This window comes from Anaerotignum sp. MSJ-24 (assembly GCF_018918145.1).
GTDB lineage: Bacteria > Bacillota > Clostridia > Lachnospirales > Anaerotignaceae > Metalachnospira.
Genome location: NZ_JAHLPX010000007.1, coordinates 152,900 through 176,513, shown reverse-complemented (window position 1 = coordinate 176,513; position 23,614 = coordinate 152,900). Strand labels below are relative to the sequence as shown.

The following is a 23,614-nucleotide window of genomic DNA, read 5'->3' as shown; positions in this document are numbered from 1 at the left end:
TTATCACCACAATTTTTTATTTAAGTATATTAATTTAATTTTGAGCCATACTAAATTTCGAGTTAAGTAAAAGACTTTTCTCAAATTATATTAATGGGAGATGTTAAAATGAGTGCACCTAAATCTCAGGAAATCAAATGTACAGTAAAATCATGTCGTCACCACGATAAAGAAAGACATTGTACTCTTTCAGATATAGTTGTCGGTGAAAACGTAGTCAATGCAACAGAAAAAAGCCAGACAGACTGCATGAGCTTTGAGGCTCTTTAACAGTATTTAATCGGTAAACGGAAAGCGGAACATTCCGCTTTCCAGATACATATTTAAAACAAAAATGCTCCAACGGTTTTCTTCGCCATTGAAGCATTTTCATTAAAACTCAGTATTTTTATAAATCTCAGAATTTATAATCGTAGTTGATAGGTCCGATTGTCTGGATAAGCTCAACAAGAATACCGTCTGTGTATTTAGGACGAATAAAGTTTACGATAATTTCTTCTGTACCTTCAACTGCCTTAGCCTCAAGCATTTCCATACCCATAGCCTTAAGCTCTTCAGAACATGCTTCAATATCGTCAACCTCGAAAGCAACGTGAGCAATACCGCCCTTACCCTTATTGTACTCTGTTAAAACTCCTGATAAAGGAAGAATAAACTCATAAGCTCCTACTGTTGCATCATGCTTTGTAAAAATAAGGTTTGAATCATAAGCATTTACATGTCCTTCATAGTCTTCCTGAAGACCGAAAAGTCCCATGAAATGTCTTGCCTTCTCCTCATTGGGAAGAACGATTCCCGTATGATGAAGTCTGATAATGTGTTTGCCGATTCCTGTGTCTGCAAATATACCTGTTCCTGCTGCCATTTTGATTTCCTCCATAACTTAATTAAAATATATTTTCTGTATATTTTTCAAGACACATAAATAATGTGCTGGAATTTAATTATGTATCTAAAATCGTACAGCGTATACATAATAACATAAAGCATATTACTTTTTCAACTGTTAATTCATTATATTTTGATAAAACATTTATTTTGTAGACAAATTGCAACACTTATATATTTTTAATAGGCTTAAATTATATTTTCTCGATATATCTGCATTTAGGAAAGTTTGAACAGCCCCAGAATTTTTCACCTTTGTGTTCTCCATTCTTCGTTGTCCTTAAAACAAGCCTGCCACCGCATTTAGGGCATAATTTTCCTTTTTCCTCAGTCTTGTTCTCTTCTGCAACAGTTTCCGGTTTATTTTCCTGAATATCATATTTTTTCTTAATATCTTCAATATGCTTTAATTTTTGTTCGGCATCAGCCTGTGTCAACGGATAAAGAGTATTATACAGCTCATCAATCTTTTCATTCGTTAATTTTGTTCCGACATTTTTAACATTCTTATTTACTTCCGAAAGTATATCATATCGTTTTATTACATGCTTGTCATCACTTGATAAATCAATATTTTTTAATTCACATCTGTCACTGAACACAATATACGAATAGAACGGAAGTGTTTCATCATCGGTAAGCTTTTTAAGCCATCTGATATGAAGATTATTCTGCATAATCGGATTAAAAAATTTAACCTTTTGGGATTTTCCTTTACCGCTCGGCAATGTCTGCGTCCAATATTTCTGCGTTTCATTTCCGAAAATCCAACCACTGTAATTTTTTGATTCAAACACATATATGCCGGATTCATGCAGAAGAATAACATCTATCTCTGTTGTTTCTTCGTTTTCTTTCGGTACATAGCAGTTAAAAAGATACTTTTTATAGCCGCCTAAGTCTTTGAGGTATTTATATGTATAATATTCTCCTAAGCTTCCTTTATCGTTCAGCACACTGAAATATGATTTCTTTGTCTGGGCATAATAATCTGTATTTTTGTATTGCCGGTTTTTAACTGCATAAATTAATATTAAAATCAGTAAAGCTCCCAATGGCAGCAAGCACATTAAATACATATTCATTTCTCCGTTTCAAATTAATTGGTTTTAATCATAATAACATATTTATATATTTTTTACAATTAATACAACATTTGTTTTTTGATTTAAGGAATACAATATAACAAAAAGGCGTATCCTTTCGGATACGCCGTTCTTTTCTCAATCATTTAGCATAATCTGTTGCTCTGGTTTCCCTGATAAGACTTACCTTAATCTGTCCGGGATACTCAAGCTCGTCCTCAATTTTCTTAGCGACTTCTCTTGCAAGAAGAGGAAGTCCTTCGTCATTAATATCCTCCGGAATTACCATAATACGTAACTCTCTTCCGGCCTGAATTGCGAATGACTTTTCAACACCCTTAAAGCTGTCGGCAATTTCCTCAAGCTTTTCAAGTCGTTTAACATACGACTCAAGTGTTTCGCGTCTTGCGCCCGGTCTTGCTGCCGATATTGCATCGGCTGCCTGAACAAGCACCGCAATAATGCTCTGCGGCTCAACATCACCATGATGTGCCTCAACAGCATTGATAACAATGGCTGATTCTTTGTATTTTCTGCAAAGCCCGACACCTATGCTTACATGAGAACCTTCCATCTCGTGGTCAACGCTCTTGCCTATATCATGGAGAAGACCTGCTCTTTTGGCTATTGTTGAATCCACACCAAGCTCTGCGGCCATAAGACCTGTGATCTGAGCAACCTCAATAGAATGCTTAAGTACATTCTGTCCATAACTTGTTCTGTATTTAAGTTTACCGAGAAGTCTTATAAGCTCGGGATGAAGTCCGTTTACACCTGTTTCAAGTGTAGCCGCCTCACCTTCATCTCTTATAATAACCTCTACTTCTTTTTTGGCTTTTTCAACCATTTCTTCAATTCTTGACGGATGAACTCGTCCGTCAACAATAAGCTTTTCAAGTGCTATTCTTGCGATTTCTCTTCTGATAGGATCAAAACCGGAAAGAATAACTGCTTCGGGAGTATCGTCGATAATAAGGTCAACACCCGTAAGTGTTTCAAGTGCACGGATATTTCTGCCTTCTCGTCCGATAATACGTCCCTTCATCTCATCATTAGGAAGCTGAACAACAGACACCGTAGTTTCCGCAACATGGTCAACGGCACAACGCTGAATGGCATTTGCAATAATATCACGGCTTCTCTTATCAGCCTCATGCTTAGCCTTAGCCTCTGCCTCTTTAATCATTACGATAGTATCATGTTTAACGTCATTTTCCACCATTGCAAGCAGATAATTCTTTGCTTCTTCTGATGTAAAGCCAGAAATCCTTTCAAGCTCCTGAAGCTCTTTCTGATGAAGTTCTTCAACCTCAAGCTTCTGTTTATCAAGCTCTTCAAGTTTTCTTGTCATCTGTTCTTCTCTCTTTTCGTAGGCATCTGCCTTTCTGTCGAGAGTTTCTTCCTTCTGGACAAGTCTTCTTTCTGTTCTTGCTAATTCATTTCTTCTTTCTCTTGCTTCTTTTTCAAGGTCATTCTTTGTTTTTATGCTTTCTTCCTTTGCCTCAAGAAGAATTTCCTTCTTTTTGGCCTCCGCTTCCTTCTTTGCATCCTCTACTATATCAGTTGCTCTCTTTTCGGCAACACCAATTTTAGCTTCAGCAATTTGTTTTCGATAGCAGAAACCAATAACAGCACCAATAATGACACTTATTACAATAGCAATAATGGTTTGTATCGGTCCTATTGTAACCACCCCCTGTTTTAAATTTTCAAAGTTCGTTAGTTAATCCGCCGTTAGGCGTGCATAAATGATTGTTTAAAGTTCATAAATGTGAATTATACACATCTATTTAATTGTATAACCAACAGCAATTAATGTCAAGTCAGATTGTAGTTACATGGTAATGTTTGTGACACATTTCAGCCTTTAAAATCTTCGTAAATCGGTTCTCTGCCGCTGCCGCCGCAGCAATGACAGCTTCGTGTCATAAGCTGCTGTATAGACTGTCTTTTTTTCTTTCGTGTTATCTGCATAAGACCAAGCTCGGTCATGCCGACAACTATTGTCTGGAGTCTGTCCTTAGCGACCGCCTCTTCAAGATGCTTTTGAAGAATTTTGCGGTTTTCCTCTGTTTTCATGTCTATAAAATCGACTATTATCATGCCGTTAAGGTTTCTTAATCTCAGCTGTCGTGCTATCTCATCCGCAGCCTCAAGATTAGTCTTTAATATAGTTTTCTGAAGGTCTGCTTTGCCGGTATATTTTCCCGTATTGACGTCTATAACAACACAAGCCTCTGTCTGTTCTATTATAATAAAGCCGCCGCTTTTAAGCCATACATGCTTGCTGAACGCCGCTTTCGCCTGTGAAGCAACATAATAGTTTTCAAACATAGGCACATCACTTTCATACATGACTATTTTTTTCGGCGATATATCCTTTTCTTCACAAAGCTTTATAAGCGTTTCATAATCTATACAGCTGTTGACAACAATTTCATCAATGTTTTCATTATATAAATCTCTTAAAACCTTTTCCACTCCGTTTATTTCGGTATAAAGAAGGCTCGGTGCTTTTGCATATTCCGCTTTGGAAAGAACTCCTTCGCTTTTCTCTACAAGTCTTTTTATTTCTTTTTCGTAGATTTCATAGGATTTGTCCTTGCCTTCGGTTCTTACGATAATTCCGTAGTTTTCCGGCAAAAGCTGTTCAATTATATCCTTTATTCTTTTTCTTTCGACACTGTCTGTTATTTTTTTGGAAATTCCGATTTTATCGTCACCGGGAATGACCACGAGAAATTTTCCGGCAAAGGATATTCTTTTTGTAAGAACAGCTCCCTTTGCACCCATTTCCGCCTTTTCCACCTGTACAATAACATCACTGCCCATTTTCGGCTTTACTATGTTTCCGTTATTGTCTTTATCGTCGCCGTAATAAAGAAAAGCATTTTTTTCTCTGCCAATATCAACAAAGCATGCCTGCATACCGGGAAGAACATTCATTATCTTTCCGGCATATACATTTCCGACAATCGGAAGAGAATTTTTCTTTTCGTATATGAGCTCAACAAGAGTTCCGTTTTCAACCACACCGATACGTGTGCCATAGGACGTTTCGTCCACAAGTATACGGTTCATCGTATATCCACTTCCTCATCAAGCGGTCTGAGCTTTCCGTCAAGCTCACGATACATATCATTTCTTCTGTATCTGACTTTGTATTTATTAAATTCAACGCCGGCAAACCTACAGAAATTTTCCGCAACAAGGTCTGCTCTCAACGAGCGTATGCTTCCTGCCGCAAGAACAACCATAAGCTTTCCGCATTCATCGTCGGAAATATCCTTAAGCTCAAAAATATCCGGACGTATATCCGTTTCCTTATAATTATTTTTGGTTTTCTTCATCGTTATAATTTCCTTTTGGTTAAAGAAAGCCTCTGCATATTTTCCGACAGTTTCTTTATCCATCAGCTCATTGAAGTATATTTCGTATTCACAGGCCGAAATGCTTGCCATTGCGTTTCCGGCGTCCTGTGCCATTTTTGTTACATTAACGATGTCAATGCCGTCATTCATAACCGCATTAAGTCTGTCCTTTATCTCCTTTGTATCAACACCTGTTGTAAATTCCACATCGCAGTATTCACCTATGCTTGTCATTCCAAGCGAAAGCGGATTTGCAAAGGACATAATCTGGTGCGGATTAAAGCCATGCGAATATTCAATAGGAAGTTTGGCTCTTTTCACTGCACGCTGAAACACCCTCATTATGTCAAGGTGGCTGACAAACCTAAGCTCCGGCCCTTTTGTATATTTAATTCTGTACTTAAACCTTATTTTTTTTGGCTGATTCAAAGCAGACACCTCCTCCGAACGAAGCTGCACCGCAATGTGAACATTCTTCACGACAGTTAGGCGTTGTTATCGCCATTTCAGCCTTTTTTCTTTCATTTATCATAAACGCCTTTGTAACGCCGACAGAAATATGGTCCCAAGGAAGAATCTCATCAAACTCACGTTTTCTGTTTGCATAGAACGCAGGATTTACGCCTGTTTCTTCAAAAGACTCCATCCATTCCTTGAACTTAAATTCTTCTGTCCATGAATCGAAACGACAGCCTTTTTCCCATGCTCTGTAAATAGCGGCGGAAACCTTTCTGTCGCCTCTTGCCATAACGCCTTCAAGCGAGCTCAATTTTGCATCATGGTAATTATATTTAATCTGTTTTCTTGCTATATGCGATTTAACTATTTTTGCTTTTTCGGCAAACTCCTGATATGTGTCCTGTGCGTCCCACTGGAACGGTGTAAAAGGCTTAGGAACAAAGCATGAGCTGCTGGCAACAACATTAACAGGTCTTGGCTTTTTCTCTCTCGGTATTTCATAATATTTATCTACAACCTTGGCACTTAAATCGGCTATTCCGATTAAGTCTTCCTCCGTTTCGGTCGGCAGACCGATCATAAAATAAAGCTTAACTCTCTCCCATGAACCGGAAAACGCCAATGCACAGCCGTTAAGAATATCATCTTCTGTAAGATTTTTGTTTATTACGTTTCTTAAACGCTGTGTTCCTGCCTCAGCCGCAAACGTGAGCGAGCTTTTTCTGACCTCCTGTATTTTCTGCATAAGGTCGAGAGAAAACGCATCTATTCTCAATGAAGGAAGTGATATATTTACCTTATCCTTTGCAAAATCGTCAAGAAGTCCGTTGGCAAGGTCATTGAAGCAGGTATAATCACTTGTACTGAGCGACACAAGAGAAATTTCGTCGTCGCCAGACGCATCAATAAGCGAATGGGCCTGTTTTATAAGCGTATCATAATTTTTCTCACGTACAGGTCTGTATACAAAGCCTGCCTGACAGAAACGGCAGCCTCTTATACAGCCTCTGAAAAGTTCAAGCGTAACTCTGTCATGCACTGTTTCGATAAGCGGCACAAGCATTTTTTCCGGATAAAATACCTTGTCCATTTCAGTAATAACTACCTTGCGTATCGTTTTCGGTGCTTTCTCTGTATTGGGTTTAAAGCTCTTTATTGTACCGTCCTCGTTATATTCCACATCATAAAACTTCGGTACATACATACCGGGAATTTCAAGCAGCTTATAGAGAAATTCATCTCTTGTTCCGCCGTTTTTCTTATGCTCCTTATATTCGTCAAGAATATGGTCGTACTCCACCTCGCCTTCACCGAGATAGAAGAAATCCACAAAATCCGCAAGCGGTTCGGGATTATATGCACATGAGCCGCCGCAGAGTATAATCGGGTCGTCCTCTGTTCTGTCCTTGGCATATATGGGTATTCCCGACATATCCAGCATATTTATGAGGTTTGTATAACACATTTCATACTGGAGAGTGAATGCGACAAAATCAAATTCCTTAAGCGGAGTAAAAGTTTCCAATGTGTAAAGCGGTATATTATGCTCACGCATTGCCGCCTCCATGTCCGTCCATGGAGCAAATGCTCTCTCGCAGTAGGTATCCTCTCGTCTGTTCAAAAAGAAATATAATATCTGAAGCCCAAGACAGGACATGCCTACCTCATAAACATCAGGAAAGCAGAAAGCAAATCTTATGTCCACGTCTTCGGGATTTTTCTTAACCATATTTAATTCATTACCTGTATATCTGGCAGGCTTGTCCACCTGCAATAATATTTCGTCCGGTATAAAAACCTTATCCATTGTATCCTCCATATATCTTCAAAATAACACCTCATATATAATAACCCAAAGACGGAATAAATGCACGATATTTTAAAAAAAGGCGAAAAAAATCCGGATTTTATTCTCCGGATTTATACATTTGTGCATTTTTAGAAAATATACAGCCGCAATAATTCTGTCTGAAAAGATTATACTCTGCCGAAAGTTCAATGGAACGCTTATAGCCTTCTCGTTTTTTGAAATCCGACGGAAGCCATTTCACTCCGTATTTTTCCGCCATTTTTCTTCCGACAGCATTAAGGTTTTCAACATTTTTCAACGGACTTATTGTAAGCGTTGTGCAGAAATAATCCGCACCGTTTTCCTTCGCAAGCTTTGCCGTTTCCTCCAGCCGGAGTTCAAAGCACTTTATACATCTTGCTCCGCCTTCTCTTTCGTTTTCAAGGCCTTTAACATATTCAAAAAACTCCCTGCTGTCGTATCTGCCTTCAATAACCTTAACGTCTTTACAGCATGGCATTTCCGCAACAAGCCTTTTTACTTCGTTTACTCTTTTTATATATTCCTCTTCGGGTGAAATATTCGGATTGAAATAAAACAGCGTAATGTCAAAATATTTTGTCAAATATTCAAGAACATAGCTGCTGCAAGGCGCACAACAGCTATGCAGAAAAAGCTTAGGCTTTTTTTCTCCTATTTTTTCCGTTATTTTATCCAGTTCCTTCTGATAATTTATCTTATTCATTATTCTCTTATCTGTCCGTTTCCGTAGATAATATATTTTGTTGTTGTTATTTCCTTAAGTCCCATAGGGCCTCTTGCATGGAGCTTCTGTGTGCTTATGCCTATTTCCGCACCGAAGCCGAATTCTCCGCCGTCTGTGAATCTTGTTGAGGCATTTACATAAACCGCAGCCGCATCAACCTCATCGAGGAATTTCTGGGCGTTTGTATAGTTTTCGGTGATTATTGCCTCCGAATGGCCTGTTCCGTATTTTCTTATATGCTCGATTGCCTCATCAACATTTCTTACAACTCTTGCTGATATTATAAGGTCATCATATTCTGTTCCCCAATCCTCCTCTGATGCGGGAACAGCTCCGGCATTGACGAATATTTCGTCACCTCTTATTTCAACCTTCTTTTCCTTAAGCTCCTTTATTATCATAGGGATAAATTTTTCCGCAATATTCTCATGCACAAGAAGGCTTTCGCATGAATTACATACTCCGGGACGCTGTGTTTTTGCGTTAAGAACTATTCTTACAGCTTTTTCAAGATCTGCCGTTTCGTCAACATATACATGACAGTTTCCGATGCCTGTTTCTATTACCGGAACAGTGCTGTTCATTACGACAGATTTAATAAGCCCGGCTCCGCCTCTGGGTATAAGAAGATCAATATATCCGTTAAGACGCATCATTTCGGTTGCTGTTTCTCTGCTTGTATCCTCAACCATCTGCACACAGTCCTTAGGCATACCGATTTTTTCAAGTGCATCTCTGAAAATATTTACTATTGTTGTGTTTGAATTGAAGGCTTCCTTGCCGCCTCTTAATATTGTCGCACTTCCGGCTTTAAGACATAATCCGAAGGCGTCCGAGGTAACATTCGGTCTTGCCTCGAATATAATGCCGATTACACCCATAGGCACTCTTTTCTGTCCGACAATAAGACCGTTATCGAGCGTTTTCATATAAAGAACCTCTCCGATGGGATCGGGAAGTGCCGCAACATCTCTCAGACCATTAGCCATGTCCTTTATTCTTTTTTCGTTGAGTGTAAGTCTGTCGATAAATGCACCTTTTATGCCGTTTTCCACAGCCATCTCAACGTCAACCTTATTTGCGGCAAGTATTTTATCCATATTCTGCTCAAGTGCCTCTGCCGAAGCAATAAGAGCTTTATTTTTTTCCGGTGTTCTAAGCTTTGCAAGTACAACAGATGCCTCTTTTGCCGCCTGTCCCATTTCAATAAGTCTGCTCATTAAACGCACCTCCGTATATTTTTCTCGGTAATTATCATTTTCATTATTTTATCATGCTTTTCAAATTCTATTTTTTCATGTATCTGACATTCAAAAGCAAATGCCTCAGTGTTTTTTACATTATACTTTTCGATATATGTGTCATAATATCCGCCGCCGTAGCCCATTCTGTGTCCGTCCTCATCAAAGGCAACTCCCGGAACAACAAGAACGCTTTTTTCATTCGGTACTATCTCACATTCTCTACCACAATCCGGCTCATAAACTCCGAGCTTTGTTTTTACCAGTCCGTCAAGCGATTTTATCGGAACAAAAAACATATCCCTGTTTTTGAGCGAAATCGGAACAGCGACAGTTTTTCCATCGGCAATGGCTCTGTTTATAACCTCTGTTGTCGATACCTCGTTTTTCATGCTGACATAAATAAATATACTTTCCGCATTTTTATATTCATCAGACATGATAAAGCTATTTTGAATTTCGGCACTGAATTTTTCTTTACTCTCGGTCGAAAGCTGTTTTCTTATCTCAATATATTTTTTTCTTTCTTCGTCCTTCATATTTTATCCTTAAAACATTGATTTGAATGCCATAAGTGCAAACCATATCGCAATAATATCAATAACGATAATCACTATGCTGACAATCAGAAGCTTTTTGCCGTAGCTTTTATAGCCTTCGCCTTTTTTACCCATGAATATGGCAGAAACAACCGCACCTATTACCGCACCGGGTATATTGAACAATATGACCATAAGTATAAGCAGTATTTTAGATGCAAGAGAAGGCTCGGTTTCCATATCAACCTCTGTTTCAGCCTTCATATAATCATAGGAATCATAATTATCCGCATCATAGCTTCTGTTTTCATAATAATCGTATACTTTTTTAGCCGGCTTAGTATTTTTGTTTTTCTTTTCCTCCGGTTTTGTTATATCCTCCGGTTTAAAACCGCAGTTTGGACATTCCTTAAGATTTTCGATTTTTGTTCCGCAGTTCGGACAAAATTTCATTTAATTATCACCTCAGTTTTTGCCGATAAATAATGTACCGACATCTTCACCGTCAATAACCTTTTCTATTATGGTTGCGTCACTGCCGTCGGCAATGACCATATCAACACCATTTTCAACGCAAAGCTTTGCGGCGGCAATTTTTGTTGCCATGCCTCCTACCGAAAATTCCGAGCCGGCTGTGCCTGCCATCTGCTCAATCTCTTCGGTTATTTTTTCAACTATTTTAACTCTCTTTGCATCGGGATTTTTCTTTGGATCGCTGTCATAAAGAGCATCAATATCCGTAAGCAGTATGAGTAGATCGGAATGAAGAAGTGCGGCTACATTTGCGGCAAGTCTGTCGTTATCACTGAATTCAATCTCGAATGTTGATGTTGTGTCGTTTGCGTTTACGATAGGTATAATTCCTCTCGAAAGCAACTCGGTAAATGTATTTTCCGTATTTGTTCTTCTTACGCCATGTTCAAAGTCGGTCTTTGTAAGAAGTATCTGTGCAACAGTCTGTGTATATGTATTGAAGAAATTCTGGTATATCTGCATAAGTATTGCCTGACCGACAGCGGCGGCAGCCTGTTTTTCTCTTGTAAGCTTAGGACGTTTTTCAAAGCCGAGGCTTTTTGAACCAACGCCGATAGCACCGGAGGAAACAAGCACAACCTCTTTATCTCGGTTCTTCAAATCGGAAAGCATCCAGCATAATCTTTCTATCATTCTTAAATTAAGCTTTCCGTTGGGATAGGTAATTGTTGAAGTACCTACCTTTATTACTATTCTTTTGTAATCCTTGAATCTATCATTTATATCCATTTTAAATCTCCTGTTTTAACAAAAGGCGGATAGTTATATCCGCCTTTATATTACCGCTGTCCTTGCGGAATAAATATCTTATTTTTTGATTTTGAATGAGCTCTTAAGCGGTACAATTCTGTTGAATACAAGTGCATCTGCCTTGCTGTCCTTTGTATCAACACAGAAATAGCCGTTTCTCATAAACTGATATCTGTCGCCCTTTTCGGCATTCTTTATCGAAGGCTCAATCTTGCAGTTGTTTCTGACAATAATTGAGTTTTCGTTCATAATCATATCGCCGTTGGGATCATCGGGATTGTCCAGCATCATATAATCATAAAGTCTTGCCTCAGCTTCAACACAGTCATCTGCACATACCCAATGGAGTGTGCCCTTAACCTTTCTGCCGTCAAAGCCCGAACCACTTCTTGTTTCGGGATCATAAGTACAGTGGATTTCTGTAATCTCGCCGTTTTCGTCCTTAACAAAATCTGTACAGGTTACAAAATATGCTCCCTTAAGACGAACCTCCTTGCCGGGTGCAAGACGGAAGAATTTCTTAACAGGTTCTTCCATGAAGTCCTCTCTCTCGATATATATTTCTCTGCCGAAAGGAACCTTTCTTGTTCCGAGTTCGGGATTTTCGGGATTGTTTTCAAGCTCCATAAATTCAATCTGACCTTCCGGATAGTTTGTTATAACCACCTTAACGGGATCAAGAACAGCCATAACAACCTTCGCCTTTGCCTTAAGGTCATCTCTTAAGCAGGCATCAAGCAATGCACTGTCAACACAGCTGTTTGCCTTTGACACACCGATTTTTTCGCAGAAATCTCTTATTGATTCAGGTGTATAGCCTCTTCTTCTGAGTCCGCTTATGGTCGGCATTCTGGGATCGTCCCAGCCGTCAACAAGGTTGTTTTCGACAAGCGCACGAAGCTTTCTCTTACTCATTACCGTATTTGTAAGGTTAAGTCTTGCAAACTCAATCTGTCTGGGAGGATTTGCTGTATAGCCTGCCTCTCTTATAACCCAGTCATAAAGAGGTCTGTGGTCCTCAAACTCAAGTGTACAGATTGAATGAGTAATTCCTTCGATAGCGTCCTCAAGAGGATGTGCAAAGTCATACATGGGATAAATACACCATTTATCGCCTGTTCTGTGGTGTTTTGCGTGTGCTATTCTGTAAATAACCGGATCTCTCATATTGATATTGGGAGATGCCATATCAATTTTTGCTCTTAATGTTTTTGAACCGTCGGGGAATTCGCCGTTTTTCATTCTTTCAAATAAATCAAGGTTTTCCTCAACGCTTCTGTTTCTGTAAGGGCTTTCCTTACCGGGTGTGCTTAATGTACCTCTGTACTGACGCATTTCTTCGGCATTGAGGTCGCATACATAAGCCTTTCCTCTTTTGATAAGGTCAACAGCTATTTCATAAAATTTATCAAAATATGATGATGCAAAATAAAGTCTGTCTTCCCAGTCAAAGCCGAGCCATTTAACATCGTTCATTATGCTGTCAACATACTCAACATCTTCCTTTGTAGGGTTTGTATCATCAAAACGAAGATTGCATTTTCCGCCGTAGAGCTTGGCAAGCCCAAAGTTAAGACAGATACTTTTTGCATGTCCTATATGAAGATAGCCGTTCGGTTCCGGAGGAAAACGTGTATGGAGCTTATTAAGCTCTGCTTTAAGGTCGTCCTGTATATAGCTATGTATAAAGTTGCCGGTTCCGCTCAGATTATTGTCTTTTTCATCGATTGATGTGATATTTTCTTCTGACATCGTATGTCCTCCGTAATACTTATTATATATTCATCATAATATTATAATTTACACTATTTTTCGCACTTTTGCAATACAGAGCATAAATCACATTACATTATTTTTTCCAAAAGCTTCGGTATTATTCACAAGCCAGTCAACAAAATACTTATCGACTATCTTTACTCCGCTGTCATTCAGATGTGCGTCATCTCTGAAATTTTCAAGCTTAAGCAAGCCTTCTTCAGAATTTATTATATTAAAGTCAATGTATTTTGCATCTATATTTTCGGCTATTTCCGCCATTTTGTCATGCACCGAATTATAATCCGTTATATAATCCATAGAAACATTTGCGATAGGCGCTGTAACAAGCACAAGCTCTATATCATTTTCCTTGCACAACTCGGCGATTTTGTTTATATATTTAAGCTGTGTATCGTCAGGCTCCCAATCCGAGCCATCAAAGCCCTTAAACTGGTTTGTTTCGTCAAGCTCGCTGTCCGGTATGACCGTATCGCAATAGGTATAGCCCTTTGCAAGATAATATTCGGTGCCGTTTGTTTCTGCCTTCGGCTTTGAAACACCGTATCTGCTTTCTATATTTTTGCCGATTTCGTCAGCCTCATAAGCAAAATAATCCTGCTGATAACGTATCGGAAGAATACTGTATTTAACCTTTTCGTTTATAGGAAAGACTTCCTTTATATATTCTTTTTTTACATTATCATCATTGAGCACCTCAAAAAACGAATTTGCCTGTTTCATTTCAAATTTATCATCAAGCATATCCCAGTAAAGCTCAAGCACAACTACCTTTGGTTTTTGTGTTTTAAGCACCTCTTTAAGCACAAAATAGCTTGTGTCATAATGCTGTAACGGTGTTCCGAGCTGCCAGCTGTTTGTTCCGAGAACGCTATCGAAGTTTTCCGGATCAAATGTACAATAGGAATGTGATGAGCCTATGAAAACCATGTCAATGCTGTTTTCCGGCTGTTCATAAAAGCCGTCATATCTGCTTTTTGTATAGGCATTGACAACATTTTTTGACGCTGCCTCAGCATATTTATTTTCAATACATTTATAAGCGAATAAGAAGGCAATTATAAATATAATAACCTCTGCAAGCAATTTAAAATTGGAAATAAATGAACGCTCCCGATTCATAAAATACCCCCGCAGACAGTATGAAAACTGCCGTAATTAAATAAAAAATTATTCTGAAAACCGCATTCTTTTCTTCAACAACATCGTATACGGGTCTTTTTCCGCTGAAAAGCTCCGATAATGTCATAAAAACCAATGCAGCAGATACAACCGCAAGCTCATATAAATTCAAGCCTAACGAAGTGATAACTTCATATATATACTGCTTATCGTACCAGCCCCTGAAGCCGTACAATATATTTGATGCTACATATACAGCATCCGAAGCGGTATTGGCACGGAAGAATATCCACCCAAAGCATACCAGTCCGAAAGTAATAACAAATCCGCAGAAGGACGCAAGCTTAGTTCCGTAAAGGCCTATCTTTTTCTTTATTTTGTTTCTGATATTCAGTGTCATTTGTCCGAAAACCTGAAATATTCCATGCAAACCGCCCCATATAACATATGTCCAGTTTGCACCATGCCAAAGACCGCTTACGAGAAATGTAACAAAAAGATTTCTGTATTTCTTTGCATTTCCTTCCCTGTTACCGCCGAGAGGTATATATACATAATCCATGAACCATGTTGAAAGCGATATATGCCATCTTCTCCAGAATTCCTTAATGCTTGTGGAAAAATACGGATTAAGGAAGTTATCCATAAGGTCAAAGCCGAGAACTCTTGCTGAGCCATTTGCTATGTCTGAATATCCGCTGAAATCACAGTATATCTGGAATGTAAACAACAGTGTCGCAATAAAAAGATAAAGTCCCTTATAGCTTGACGCAGAGTTGTATATTGTATTTACTGCAACAGCCGCTCTGTCCGCAATAACAATTTTCTTGAAAAAGCCCCAAAACATTATTCTTATTCCGCTGATAATTCTTTTAAAATCAAAGCGGTGCTTTTCATAAAACTGCGGAAGAAGATTCTCACTTCTTTCTATCGGGCCTGCCACAAGCTGCGGAAAGAACATAACAAAAAGCGCATATATTCCGAAATGCTTTTCCGGCTTTATCTTGTTTCTGTAAACATCTATCGTATAGCCTGTTGCCTGAAAGGTATAAAATGATATTCCCATAGGCAGTATTATGTTTATTGCCTTAACCGGCCAATTTAAATTCAGCTTATCTGCTATCACAAGAACCGTACTGTTCATAAAGCCGAGATATTTAAAAACAAAAAGCAGACCAAAATTAATCAACAGACATACAGTAAGTATCTTCCTTTTTCTCTGCTTTCTTCTGCTGTTGTATATTCTTATTGCTGCTATATAATTCACGATAATCGTAAAGCCAATAAGGACTATTAATGCAGGATTCCATGCCATATAAAAAATACAGCTTGCAGTCAAAAGCAAAATCCAGCGTACCTTGTGCGGAAGTATAAAATACAATACCGATACGATTATAAAAAATACCAAAAACGAAAACGAATTAAAAAGCATAAATTTTCTCCTTATACTTCTTACAATATTAATGTCTTGATTATAATTTATAAAGCTTATTAAAGCAACCTTGTTATAAATTCCAAGCTGTGATAAAATTTTAAGTCATAGGGAGGTAAGTATATTGATAGCTGGAACAGTTGAAAATAAAAAAGAATTTATGGCAATGCTTTTAAAGGGCAATGCCTTTGACAGGCTTCTGGTACGCTCGGTTTCAATAAAAACAAATATTTTTTATGAAATGGACTGTGTCATAAACAAGGACTGGTACACCACAGAGGAACAGGAAAGCCTTACAGAAAAATACATTGCATGGTCGGAACTTCGTCCGACAATATTCAACATAATAAAAGGAAACAAACTTCCCGGATATATGAAAATAATACTTTCTCCGTCTGATGAAGCAACGGCAAAAATACATACAAACGCTTCCGCTCTTTTTATAAACATAATTTTTGAAAACGGAAAGCTTTCGATTATTACAGGCTCGTCCGAAAAAATGTTTTCATTGGACAAAGCAGTTGAGCATTCCTGGGACGAATATGCCGCAAGATTTTTTAAACACAACGGAATCATAATAGAATAAGCATAATTGTGTTCAAAAAATTTATATCTGCAACTTATTAGCACTCACATTAAATGAGTGCTAATTTTTTCTTGACATTTGCATTTTTAGTGATACAATTATAGTCAATAAATGATTTAGCAATCGGAGGTAATTGACAATGGAACAGGAAAAAGGCAATCTTTCTATAAATAGTGAAAATTTCTTACCAATTATTAAAAAATGGCTCTATACAGATAAAGACATATTCATTCGTGAAATCGTTTCCAATGGCTGTGATGCCGTAACAAAGCTCAAAAAGCTTATGATGATGGGCGAGGCAGACAATATTCCCGATGATGAAAAATTCTGTATTCGTGTCGTATGTGATTCAAAAAACAAAACTATACAGGTTATTGATAACGGTATCGGTATGACAGCCGACGAAATCAAAAAATACATCAACCAGATCGCTTTCTCCGGAGCAAGCGATTTCCTTGCAAAATACGGTGAAAAGCAGGAGGACGACGGAAACGAGATAATCGGTCACTTCGGACTCGGTTTCTATTCGGCTTTCATGGTTGCGGACAAAGTTGAAATCGACTCACTTTCATATAAAGAGGGCTCAGAGCCTGCAAAATGGATTTGTGACGGTGGCATTGATTACGAAATGGAGCCCGGCACAAGAACAGAACACGGTACAACAATAACAATGTACCTCGGTGAAGACGGAGAAGAATTCGCAGATGAAAGCGTATTATATGATGCACTTAAAAAATACTGCGAATATATGCCTGTTGAAATCTATTTTGATACAGTAGATGACGAAGACGAAGAAACAGACGAAAGTACAGCAAAAACAGTAAGCTCTGCAGAAGAGCTCAAGGAAGTTCTTGAAAAGAAAGAAGCAGAAAAAGAAGAAGGTTCGGAAGAAAAGAAGGAAGACGGAGAAGAAAATAAAGAAGAGCCCGAACAGCTTCCCCTTAACGAGGTAAATCCTCTCTGGCTCAGAAAGCCTTCCGAATGTACAGATGAACAGTATAAAGAGCTTTATCACCATATGTTCGGTGATATGAAGGATCCTCTCTTCTGGATACATCTTAACATGGATTATCCCTTCAGACTTAAAGGTATTCTTTATTTTCCCCGTCTTGTCAGCGATATGGAAGCAGTTGACGGTATGGTTAAGCTTTACTCCAACCAGGTTTATATTGCCGACAACATAAAAGAAGTAATTCCCGAATTTCTTCTTATCCTCAAAGGCGTTCTCGACTGCCCCGATATTCCTCTTAACGTATCGAGAAGTGCCCTCCAGAACGACGGATATGCGGAAAAGATGTCAACCTACATCACAAAGAAGGTTGCAGACAAAATCAACAGTCTCTTTAAGAACAATCGTGAAGAATACGAAAAATTCAGTGATGACATCAACGTATTCCTTAAATACGGCAGTATGAAGGAAGAAAAATTCTACGATAAAATCAAAGGCTCTATTCTTTTCAAAACAACAGATGATAAGCATAAGACTATCGAAGAATATATTGAAGACAACAAAGACAAAACAGGAAACAAAATTTATTATGTAACAGACGAAAAACAGCAGATTCAGTATATCAACCTCTTCAAGAGCCAGTCTATGGAAGCAATCATAATGCCGACAGCTATTGATAAGCCTTTCGTAAACTATCTCGAATATAAGAGCGACGGAAAATATACTCTTGAAAGAATCGACTCTGACCTTTCCGATACACTTAAGAGTGACGGCGAAACAAATGAGGATTTAAACAAAGAATTTAAAAACCTCTTTGCCGGAATACTCGGAAACGATAAGCTTAATGTCAAGGTTGAAAACCTTAAATCAGATGATATTTCCGCTATGATTCTTCTTTCTGAAAGAGAAAGACGTCTTCAAGATATGCTTGAGGCTTATAATTATGACGATTCGCTCAAGGCTCTTTACGGAAATGCCGCTGTTGAACAGACGCTTATACTTAACGGAAGCAACAAGCTTATAAAAGCACTTGAGGCACTCAAGAACACAGCCGGAAAAGAACAGGAAACAGAGCTTATCTGCCGTCATGTATATGACCTTGCACTCATGGGACAGAAGCCTCTTGAGCCCGAACAGATGACGGAATTTATTAACCGAAGCAACATTCTCCTCGAAAAGCTTGCAGAGAGTGAGATAAAATAACCCCTTTTACGCAAAAGGCACCGTTTTCGGTGTCTTTTGTTTGCTAAAACTATCGGAATAGTGTATAATAGTAATAATGTGTTTTAACCTATATCATAAGGAGGTTTATTATGCCATTAACTACAAAAAGAGCTTTAGCTACATCACTCAAGAATATGCTCTCTAAAAAAACTCTTGATAAAATCACAGTTAAAGATATTGTAGATGACTGCAATCTAAACCGCCAGACATTTTACTATCATTTTCATGATACCTATGCCCTTCTTGAATGGATGTATCTCGATGAGGCAAAGGACATTGTGGACAATATAGATGATCCGGTAAAACAATCCGGAAAATTTGATTTGATACTCAACTTTATCGTTAAAAACAAAACTCTTGTATTAAACACATATCGTTCGCTTGATCCGGATTTTCTTATGGAAAAGCTGAAAAGCTTTATGCTTCCGGTTATAGTTATGGTCGGAAAAAGCGTTGCACCCAATGCCAATAAAGAAAATATAGACTTCACTGCCGAGATATACACATATGCACTAATCGGTTTAAGCACCAACTGGGCGAAAAATGGCCTGCCGGAAGAAGACCTTCCGAAGTTCAACAAACTCGGGCATATGATTCTTAACGGAATGAAAGCCTTAAATTAAAAATACAATGACTGTATACACAAAACGTATACGGTCATTTTTTGTTATTATATTCTTTTTACATAATATATTTGTTCTGAGGTGATTTAAAATGAACAGATATATTCTTCTAAAAACCGATAAAAACGAACTATACTTATTTTATTACTCCGAAGGCTCGATATACTTTAAGCAATTAGCTAAAAATCAAAATATTTCTCCTATAAAAATAATTTCCGATGTATCCGATATTTTTTCCGTATGGTACGAAAACGGCTTTATTTATCTCCTTGCATCAACCGACAGCAATGCGGTTTTATGCCGTTATAACGGAAAATGGAACAGCAAAAAGCTTAATTTCACTATACCGAATGAATGTACAAAACTCTTCTTCACAACGGCGGAAAACTCAATAAGCTTTATATACAGCGTAAAGGAAAATCACAACAACGAATATCTCTATATGCGGTATATGCTTGACGACAGATGGGAACAGCCGATAAAAATATCCGAAATACTTTCCTTCGGCAATTCACCTTTTCTCATCGGAATGAATAACAATAACATAAAAATATATTACCGTCTTTCCGATAAAACTATTAAGTTTTTCTCAATGTCCGTTAAGGACTGCAAGCTGACCGAAAGCATAAGCTTTCTTGCAACAAATATGCCCTGTATAGATTTATCCGTACTTACCGAGAACAATTCAAGCCATTTATTATATCTTGCAAAAAGTTCCTTTTCCTCACAGCTTATTTATAAGGGCTGTATAAATGACTGCCTCGGAAAAGCAAGAATATTATGGGAAGGACAAAACGGCAAAGGCTGTTCAATATCAAAAGAAAAAGGAGCTATGTATGCAATAGTACATACAAACTCCTCTTCCTATAAAATACCAATCGAAAACATCTCAAAGCCACAGTTGGTAAAACAATCCTATGATTTACGCAAAGCTGAATATCTGAATTTCTTTGATGATTTTTCACCGAACCGTATAGAATTTAATCTGTCGGATTTCTCTTTTCCGTTTATGAATGATGATTTTGTTCCGTATATACAGGCGCAAAAACCAGTTTCAACCGCAAACCAAAGCAATTCACATGACTACCTTCTTCAGCTTGAGGAAACCAACAACAGAGTTTCCGAACTTTCCAGACTTCTTGCCGAACGCAATGAAGAAATCGCACTTCTCAGCTCAAAATGGAAAGCCAGATACAATGCCATTGAAAAAGAAAATATAATTCTTAAAAACCGGCTTAAAGCCATGAGCATACCCGAAAGCTCGGATAAAAGCGACATTATATTTATTCAAAGCCGGGAATTGTAATATCTTATTTCGTCCTCGGCCTCTTCTATAAGTCTGTCGGCAATTTCCGCCGCAGACGCAATTATTGAAACACAGTTATTTCCGGCAGACAACCGACAGCAGTTAAAATCATTGTACCTACTTCTAAATTCATCAAGGAATTTTATTCTGAGCCGCTTCATGGTCATTTCATCAAACATAATTCCGAATATTATTATCACCGCAGTAATGACCGTACACTGGCCTCCGTAGCCACAGCCGTTGCCTAAAGCGGCTGCGGCAGAAATAAAGTCACTGTTTATTCCTATTTTATATTTTCTGTCTGCCGCCTTTATTATGCACTGTCCGCAGCCATAGCCCATTTCGTAATACATCAACGCAAGCCTTTTCATATAAACACCGCCTTTGCCTGTCCTTTTGTATATAATATTCAAACTGTATATATAAAGTGACAGACAGCTTTTATTGACAGTACATTTATTTTCTGAATACAGCCTTTTCAATCTCCGAAAATACAACAGGCACAAAGGAAAGTCCCATAACGATAAGCCACTGTTTCACATTTAGCGGAACAACCGTAAATATCTCTGCCAACGGCGGCAGCATTATAACCGATGCTTGAAGTATAATGCCTATAACAAAAGCCATGCACAGCCATTTATTTCTCAATATATGTATTTTGAATAAAGATTTATTGGTTCTCATATTAAAGGCATGAATAAGCTGTGCGATACTCAAAACGGCAAACGCCATTGTTCTGCTTACTCTGTGCATTTCGTTTCCGTCATAATATTTGTGGCCTATACCAAATGCCGTAAGTGCCAAAGCCGCAATCATAACACCTTCATATATAATTCGGCTTCCCATGCCTCCGGCAAAAAGGCTCTTGTCCGGTGCAACAGGCTTTTCCGTCATAACGTCCTCCTCCGGAACATCAAGTCCCAATGCAATGGCAGGAAGCGAATCGGTTATAAAATTAATCCACAGCAGATGTATGGGCAGTAACGGCGTACTCCAGCCAAAAACCATTGCCGTAAATACGGTAAGTATTTCTCCGACATTGCTCGACAAAAGAAAATGCACAGCTTTCTTTATGTTTTTATATATTATTCTGCCTTCTCTTACAGCGCAGACTATTGTCGAAAAGTTGTCATCTGCAATAATCATATCTGCCGCCGCCTTTGCCGTATCCGTTCCAGTTTTTCCCATTGCACAGCCTATGTCAGCCGCTCTCAACGCCGGTGCATCGTTCACTCCGTCACCGGTCATTGCCGCAATCATGCCCTTTCGTTTATATGCCTCGACAATTTTCAGCTTATGCTCTGGTGATACTCTTGCAAATACCGATATTTTGTCCAGCTTTTCATTCAATTCCGTTGAAGACATATTATCAAGCATATTTCCTTCAACTATAATATCTCCGTCGGAATATATTTCTGTTTTTTCGGCTACGGATTTGGCAGTCAGCATATGGTCACCGGTAACCATAACAACCTTTATTCCGGCTCTTCTGCATTCGCTTACCGCCTGTCTTGCCTCTTCTCTCGGTGGATCTGCCATGCCAATAAAGCCTGCGAATATAAAATCTCTGTCATATTCACGACTGTTGTTCGGTATTTCCTTATATGCAACGGCAATAACCCTAAGCGCCTTATTTGTCATATCGGCATTTATTTTATATATTCTTTCGGTTATATTCATGTCAATGCTCACATTGTCATAAATTTTACCGCATTTTGACAGCACTCTTTCCGGTGCTCCCTTAATAATACATATCTTTTTTCCGTTTTCAAATTTATGTACCGTAATCATAAATTTTGTTTCCGATGAAAATGGTATTTCGTCAACTCTTGGCATTATTTCATCAAGCCGTATTTTGTGCTCGCCCATTCTTTCGGCGGCCTCGGCTATCGCCGTTTCGGTCGGATCACCTATATAATGTCTGTCCTCATAAAAGCAGTCTGTGCACAAAACCGCAAGCCGCAGTATGAATCTCTTTGAATTGATTGTCGTTTTTTCGTTTCCGTCCTCAATTCGCACTACCGTCATTTTGTTTTTTGTGAGCGTTCCTGTTTTATCGGTGCATATAACCTGTGCACAGCCCAGTGTTTCAACAGACGGCAGTGTTCTTACTATCATGTTTTGCTGTGACATCTTCTGCATGCCTATCGCAAGAACTATCGTCACTATTGCCGGAAGTCCTTCCGGAATTGCGGCAACGGCAAGACTTACAGAGGTCATAAACATATCGAATACGGAATATCTTCTCAAAATACCTATAACAAAAATAACCGCACATATGGCAAGAGCCGACAGACCGAGTATTTTTCCCGTACTGTCGAGCCTTTTCTGCAAAGGTGTTTCTTCGGTTTCCTTGTTTGAAATAAGCCTTGCTATTTTTCCGACCTCTGTGTTTTTTCCTGTTTCCACAACAACAGCCGTTCCTTTTCCGTTGGTTATATATGCCGATGCAAAGACCATGTTTCTTCTGTCGGCTGTCTGTGCATTCTCAGGCAGACGAAGCACCGTTTCCTTTTCAACCGGAACAGACTCGCCTGTCAATGCCGATTCATCAGCCTTAAGATTAGCCGAGCTTATAAGCCTTGCATCAGCCGCAACTCTGTCGCCTGCCTCAAGCACAAGCAAATCTCCCGGAACAACATCCTCCGAGTCAATAAGCTTTATATGTCCGTTTCTCAAAACTCTGGCATGCGGAACAGACAGCCTTTTCAACTCATCAATGGCTTTTTCTGCTTTGTTTTCCTGTATAACGCCAAGAACCGCATTAAGAATGACTATCATAATTATCAATAATGAATCCGCAAAATCATTTTCGCCGTTAATAAACGAAACAACAAAAGATGCAGCGGCTGATGCCAGAAGAATTATTATCATAACATCATTAAGCTGTTCAAAAAATCTCCTTAAAATACTCTTTTTATTCACTTCTGTTTCAATTATATTTTTTCCGCATTCGGCTTTAATCATTTCTGCCTTTTCTTCCGTAAGCCCGTTTCTAAGATCAGTATTGAGTACCACCGATATTTCGTCCGTTGTCCTGCTGTGCCAATTCATATAAACACTCCCTTCGTATTTGGACAATCACCTAATCAATTTTATTCCTTTAGCACAGCATTAATTACTTTCAAACATCAAAACACAAAAATAAATCCCGAAGTATTTAACCTCAGGATT

Annotated in this window: 21 protein-coding genes; 5 read left to right on the top strand and 16 right to left on the bottom strand. The window is 38.5% G+C overall.

Going from position 1 to position 23,614, the window contains the following annotated elements:
* Positions 1 to 108 precede the first annotated feature (108 nt).
* Positions 109 to 270 (top strand): DUF1540 domain-containing protein, encoded by a 162-nt coding sequence (locus tag KQI66_RS07065; RefSeq protein WP_216428080.1) that lies wholly within the window; start codon positions 109 to 111, stop codon positions 268 to 270.
* 127 nt (positions 271 to 397) lie between these two features.
* Here the strand turns inward: KQI66_RS07065 and KQI66_RS07060 are convergent, their stop codons facing one another.
* The 14 genes from KQI66_RS07060 to KQI66_RS06995 form a co-directional block, all read right to left on the bottom strand.
* Positions 398 to 865, bottom strand: a complete 468-nt coding sequence (locus KQI66_RS07060) for a VOC family protein (protein WP_216428078.1) — start codon at positions 863 to 865, stop codon at positions 398 to 400.
* Positions 866 to 1,082: 217 nt separating this feature from the next.
* Positions 1,083 to 1,844: a nuclease-related domain-containing protein gene (locus KQI66_RS11295; RefSeq protein WP_330655067.1), complete on the bottom strand. Its 762-nt coding sequence runs from the start codon at positions 1,842 to 1,844 to the stop codon at positions 1,083 to 1,085.
* Positions 1,845 to 2,115: 271 nt separating this feature from the next.
* Complete coding sequence (rny, locus tag KQI66_RS07050; protein WP_330655066.1) at positions 2,116 to 3,666, bottom strand: ribonuclease Y; 1,551 nt, start codon at positions 3,664 to 3,666, stop codon at positions 2,116 to 2,118.
* A gap of 167 nt (positions 3,667 to 3,833) precedes the next feature.
* Positions 3,834 to 5,054, bottom strand: a complete 1,221-nt coding sequence (locus KQI66_RS07045) for an Rne/Rng family ribonuclease (RefSeq protein ID WP_216428076.1) — start codon at positions 5,052 to 5,054, stop codon at positions 3,834 to 3,836.
* Positions 5,051 to 5,773 (bottom strand): TIGR03936 family radical SAM-associated protein, encoded by a 723-nt coding sequence (locus KQI66_RS07040; protein ID WP_216428074.1) that lies wholly within the window; start codon positions 5,771 to 5,773, stop codon positions 5,051 to 5,053. Before KQI66_RS07040 ends, KQI66_RS07045 begins: the two co-directional genes overlap by 4 nt.
* Positions 5,745 to 7,610 (bottom strand): TIGR03960 family B12-binding radical SAM protein, encoded by a 1,866-nt coding sequence (locus KQI66_RS07035; protein WP_216428071.1) that lies wholly within the window; start codon positions 7,608 to 7,610, stop codon positions 5,745 to 5,747. The genes KQI66_RS07040 and KQI66_RS07035 overlap by 29 nt, the downstream gene beginning before the upstream one ends.
* Before the next feature lie 100 nt (positions 7,611 to 7,710).
* Positions 7,711 to 8,337, bottom strand: coding sequence for an epoxyqueuosine reductase QueH (locus KQI66_RS07030; RefSeq protein ID WP_216428069.1), 627 nt, complete (start codon positions 8,335 to 8,337; stop codon positions 7,711 to 7,713).
* The gene (locus KQI66_RS07025; protein WP_216428068.1) at positions 8,337 to 9,578 is read right to left on the bottom strand and encodes a glutamate-5-semialdehyde dehydrogenase; all 1,242 of its coding nucleotides are present in this window, start codon (positions 9,576 to 9,578) and stop codon (positions 8,337 to 8,339) included. The genes KQI66_RS07030 and KQI66_RS07025 overlap by 1 nt, the downstream gene beginning before the upstream one ends.
* Positions 9,578 to 10,138 carry a 5-formyltetrahydrofolate cyclo-ligase gene (locus KQI66_RS07020; RefSeq protein ID WP_216428066.1) on the bottom strand — a complete coding sequence of 187 codons (561 nt, stop codon included), beginning with the start codon at positions 10,136 to 10,138 and terminating at the stop codon, positions 9,578 to 9,580. Before KQI66_RS07020 ends, KQI66_RS07025 begins: the two co-directional genes overlap by 1 nt.
* A gap of 9 nt (positions 10,139 to 10,147) precedes the next feature.
* Positions 10,148 to 10,591 (bottom strand): zinc ribbon domain-containing protein, encoded by a 444-nt coding sequence (locus tag KQI66_RS07015; RefSeq protein ID WP_216428064.1) that lies wholly within the window; start codon positions 10,589 to 10,591, stop codon positions 10,148 to 10,150.
* Positions 10,592 to 10,603: 12 nt separating this feature from the next.
* Positions 10,604 to 11,401: a glutamate 5-kinase gene (gene proB, locus KQI66_RS07010; protein ID WP_216428062.1), complete on the bottom strand. Its 798-nt coding sequence runs from the start codon at positions 11,399 to 11,401 to the stop codon at positions 10,604 to 10,606.
* Between the two features lie 78 nt (positions 11,402 to 11,479).
* Entirely contained in the window at positions 11,480 to 13,174 is a 1,695-nt protein-coding gene (locus tag KQI66_RS07005; protein WP_216428061.1) for a glutamine--tRNA ligase/YqeY domain fusion protein, read from the bottom strand.
* Between the two features lie 87 nt (positions 13,175 to 13,261).
* Entirely contained in the window at positions 13,262 to 14,320 is a 1,059-nt protein-coding gene (locus KQI66_RS07000) for a hypothetical protein (RefSeq protein ID WP_216428059.1), read from the bottom strand.
* Positions 14,286 to 15,752, bottom strand: a complete 1,467-nt coding sequence (locus KQI66_RS06995; protein WP_216428057.1) for an MBOAT family O-acyltransferase — start codon at positions 15,750 to 15,752, stop codon at positions 14,286 to 14,288. Before KQI66_RS06995 ends, KQI66_RS07000 begins: the two co-directional genes overlap by 35 nt.
* A 124-nt stretch (positions 15,753 to 15,876) precedes the next feature.
* On the opposite strand from KQI66_RS06995, the gene KQI66_RS06990 reads away from it, so the two are divergent.
* From KQI66_RS06990 to KQI66_RS06975, 4 genes are all read left to right on the top strand, one after another.
* Positions 15,877 to 16,338: a DUF5721 family protein gene (locus KQI66_RS06990; RefSeq protein WP_216428056.1), complete on the top strand. Its 462-nt coding sequence runs from the start codon at positions 15,877 to 15,879 to the stop codon at positions 16,336 to 16,338.
* Positions 16,339 to 16,477: 139 nt separating this feature from the next.
* The gene (htpG, locus tag KQI66_RS06985; protein WP_216428053.1) at positions 16,478 to 18,490 is read left to right on the top strand and encodes a molecular chaperone HtpG; all 2,013 of its coding nucleotides are present in this window, start codon (positions 16,478 to 16,480) and stop codon (positions 18,488 to 18,490) included.
* Between the two features lie 110 nt (positions 18,491 to 18,600).
* A complete protein-coding gene (locus KQI66_RS06980; RefSeq protein ID WP_216428051.1) occupies positions 18,601 to 19,134 on the top strand; it encodes a TetR/AcrR family transcriptional regulator C-terminal domain-containing protein in 534 nt (177 codons plus the stop codon).
* A 91-nt stretch (positions 19,135 to 19,225) separates the two neighbouring features.
* Positions 19,226 to 20,440: a hypothetical protein gene (locus KQI66_RS06975; protein WP_216428049.1), complete on the top strand. Its 1,215-nt coding sequence runs from the start codon at positions 19,226 to 19,228 to the stop codon at positions 20,438 to 20,440.
* Here KQI66_RS06975 and KQI66_RS06970 read toward each other — a convergent pair.
* On the bottom strand, positions 20,422 to 20,811 hold the full coding sequence (locus KQI66_RS06970; RefSeq protein ID WP_216428047.1) for a C-GCAxxG-C-C family (seleno)protein: 390 nt from the start codon (positions 20,809 to 20,811) through the stop codon (positions 20,422 to 20,424). The two genes, KQI66_RS06975 and KQI66_RS06970, sit on opposite strands and share 19 nt — an antisense overlap.
* An 85-nt stretch (positions 20,812 to 20,896) precedes the next feature.
* On the bottom strand, positions 20,897 to 23,494 hold the full coding sequence (locus KQI66_RS06965; RefSeq protein ID WP_216428046.1) for a cation-translocating P-type ATPase: 2,598 nt from the start codon (positions 23,492 to 23,494) through the stop codon (positions 20,897 to 20,899).
* Between the last annotated feature and the right edge of the window lie 120 nt (positions 23,495 to 23,614).

Coding starts and splice junctions, on each gene's coding strand:
- KQI66_RS07025 (WP_216428068.1), bottom strand. CDS start 9,578: ATGAGCAGACTTATTGAAATGGGACAGGCGGCAAAAGAGGCATCTGTT.
- KQI66_RS07030 (WP_216428069.1), bottom strand. CDS start 8,337: ATGAATAAGATAAATTATCAGAAGGAACTGGATAAAATAACGGAAAAA.
- proB (WP_216428062.1), bottom strand. CDS start 11,401: ATGGATATAAATGATAGATTCAAGGATTACAAAAGAATAGTAATAAAG.
- KQI66_RS07015 (WP_216428064.1), bottom strand. CDS start 10,591: ATGAAATTTTGTCCGAACTGCGGAACAAAAATCGAAAATCTTAAGGAA.
- KQI66_RS07035 (WP_216428071.1), bottom strand. CDS start 7,610: ATGGATAAGGTTTTTATACCGGACGAAATATTATTGCAGGTGGACAAG.
- KQI66_RS06980 (WP_216428051.1), top strand. CDS start 18,601: ATGCCATTAACTACAAAAAGAGCTTTAGCTACATCACTCAAGAATATG.
- KQI66_RS07065 (WP_216428080.1), top strand. CDS start 109: ATGAGTGCACCTAAATCTCAGGAAATCAAATGTACAGTAAAATCATGT.
- KQI66_RS06995 (WP_216428057.1), bottom strand. CDS start 15,752: ATGCTTTTTAATTCGTTTTCGTTTTTGGTATTTTTTATAATCGTATCG.
- htpG (WP_216428053.1), top strand. CDS start 16,478: ATGGAACAGGAAAAAGGCAATCTTTCTATAAATAGTGAAAATTTCTTA.
- KQI66_RS07045 (WP_216428076.1), bottom strand. CDS start 5,054: ATGAACCGTATACTTGTGGACGAAACGTCCTATGGCACACGTATCGGT.
- KQI66_RS07000 (WP_216428059.1), bottom strand. CDS start 14,320: ATGAATCGGGAGCGTTCATTTATTTCCAATTTTAAATTGCTTGCAGAG.
- KQI66_RS07060 (WP_216428078.1), bottom strand. CDS start 865: ATGGCAGCAGGAACAGGTATATTTGCAGACACAGGAATCGGCAAACAC.
- KQI66_RS06965 (WP_216428046.1), bottom strand. CDS start 23,494: ATGAATTGGCACAGCAGGACAACGGACGAAATATCGGTGGTACTCAAT.
- KQI66_RS06975 (WP_216428049.1), top strand. CDS start 19,226: ATGAACAGATATATTCTTCTAAAAACCGATAAAAACGAACTATACTTA.
- KQI66_RS06970 (WP_216428047.1), bottom strand. CDS start 20,811: ATGAAAAGGCTTGCGTTGATGTATTACGAAATGGGCTATGGCTGCGGA.
- KQI66_RS07020 (WP_216428066.1), bottom strand. CDS start 10,138: ATGAAGGACGAAGAAAGAAAAAAATATATTGAGATAAGAAAACAGCTT.
- KQI66_RS07005 (WP_216428061.1), bottom strand. CDS start 13,174: ATGTCAGAAGAAAATATCACATCAATCGATGAAAAAGACAATAATCTG.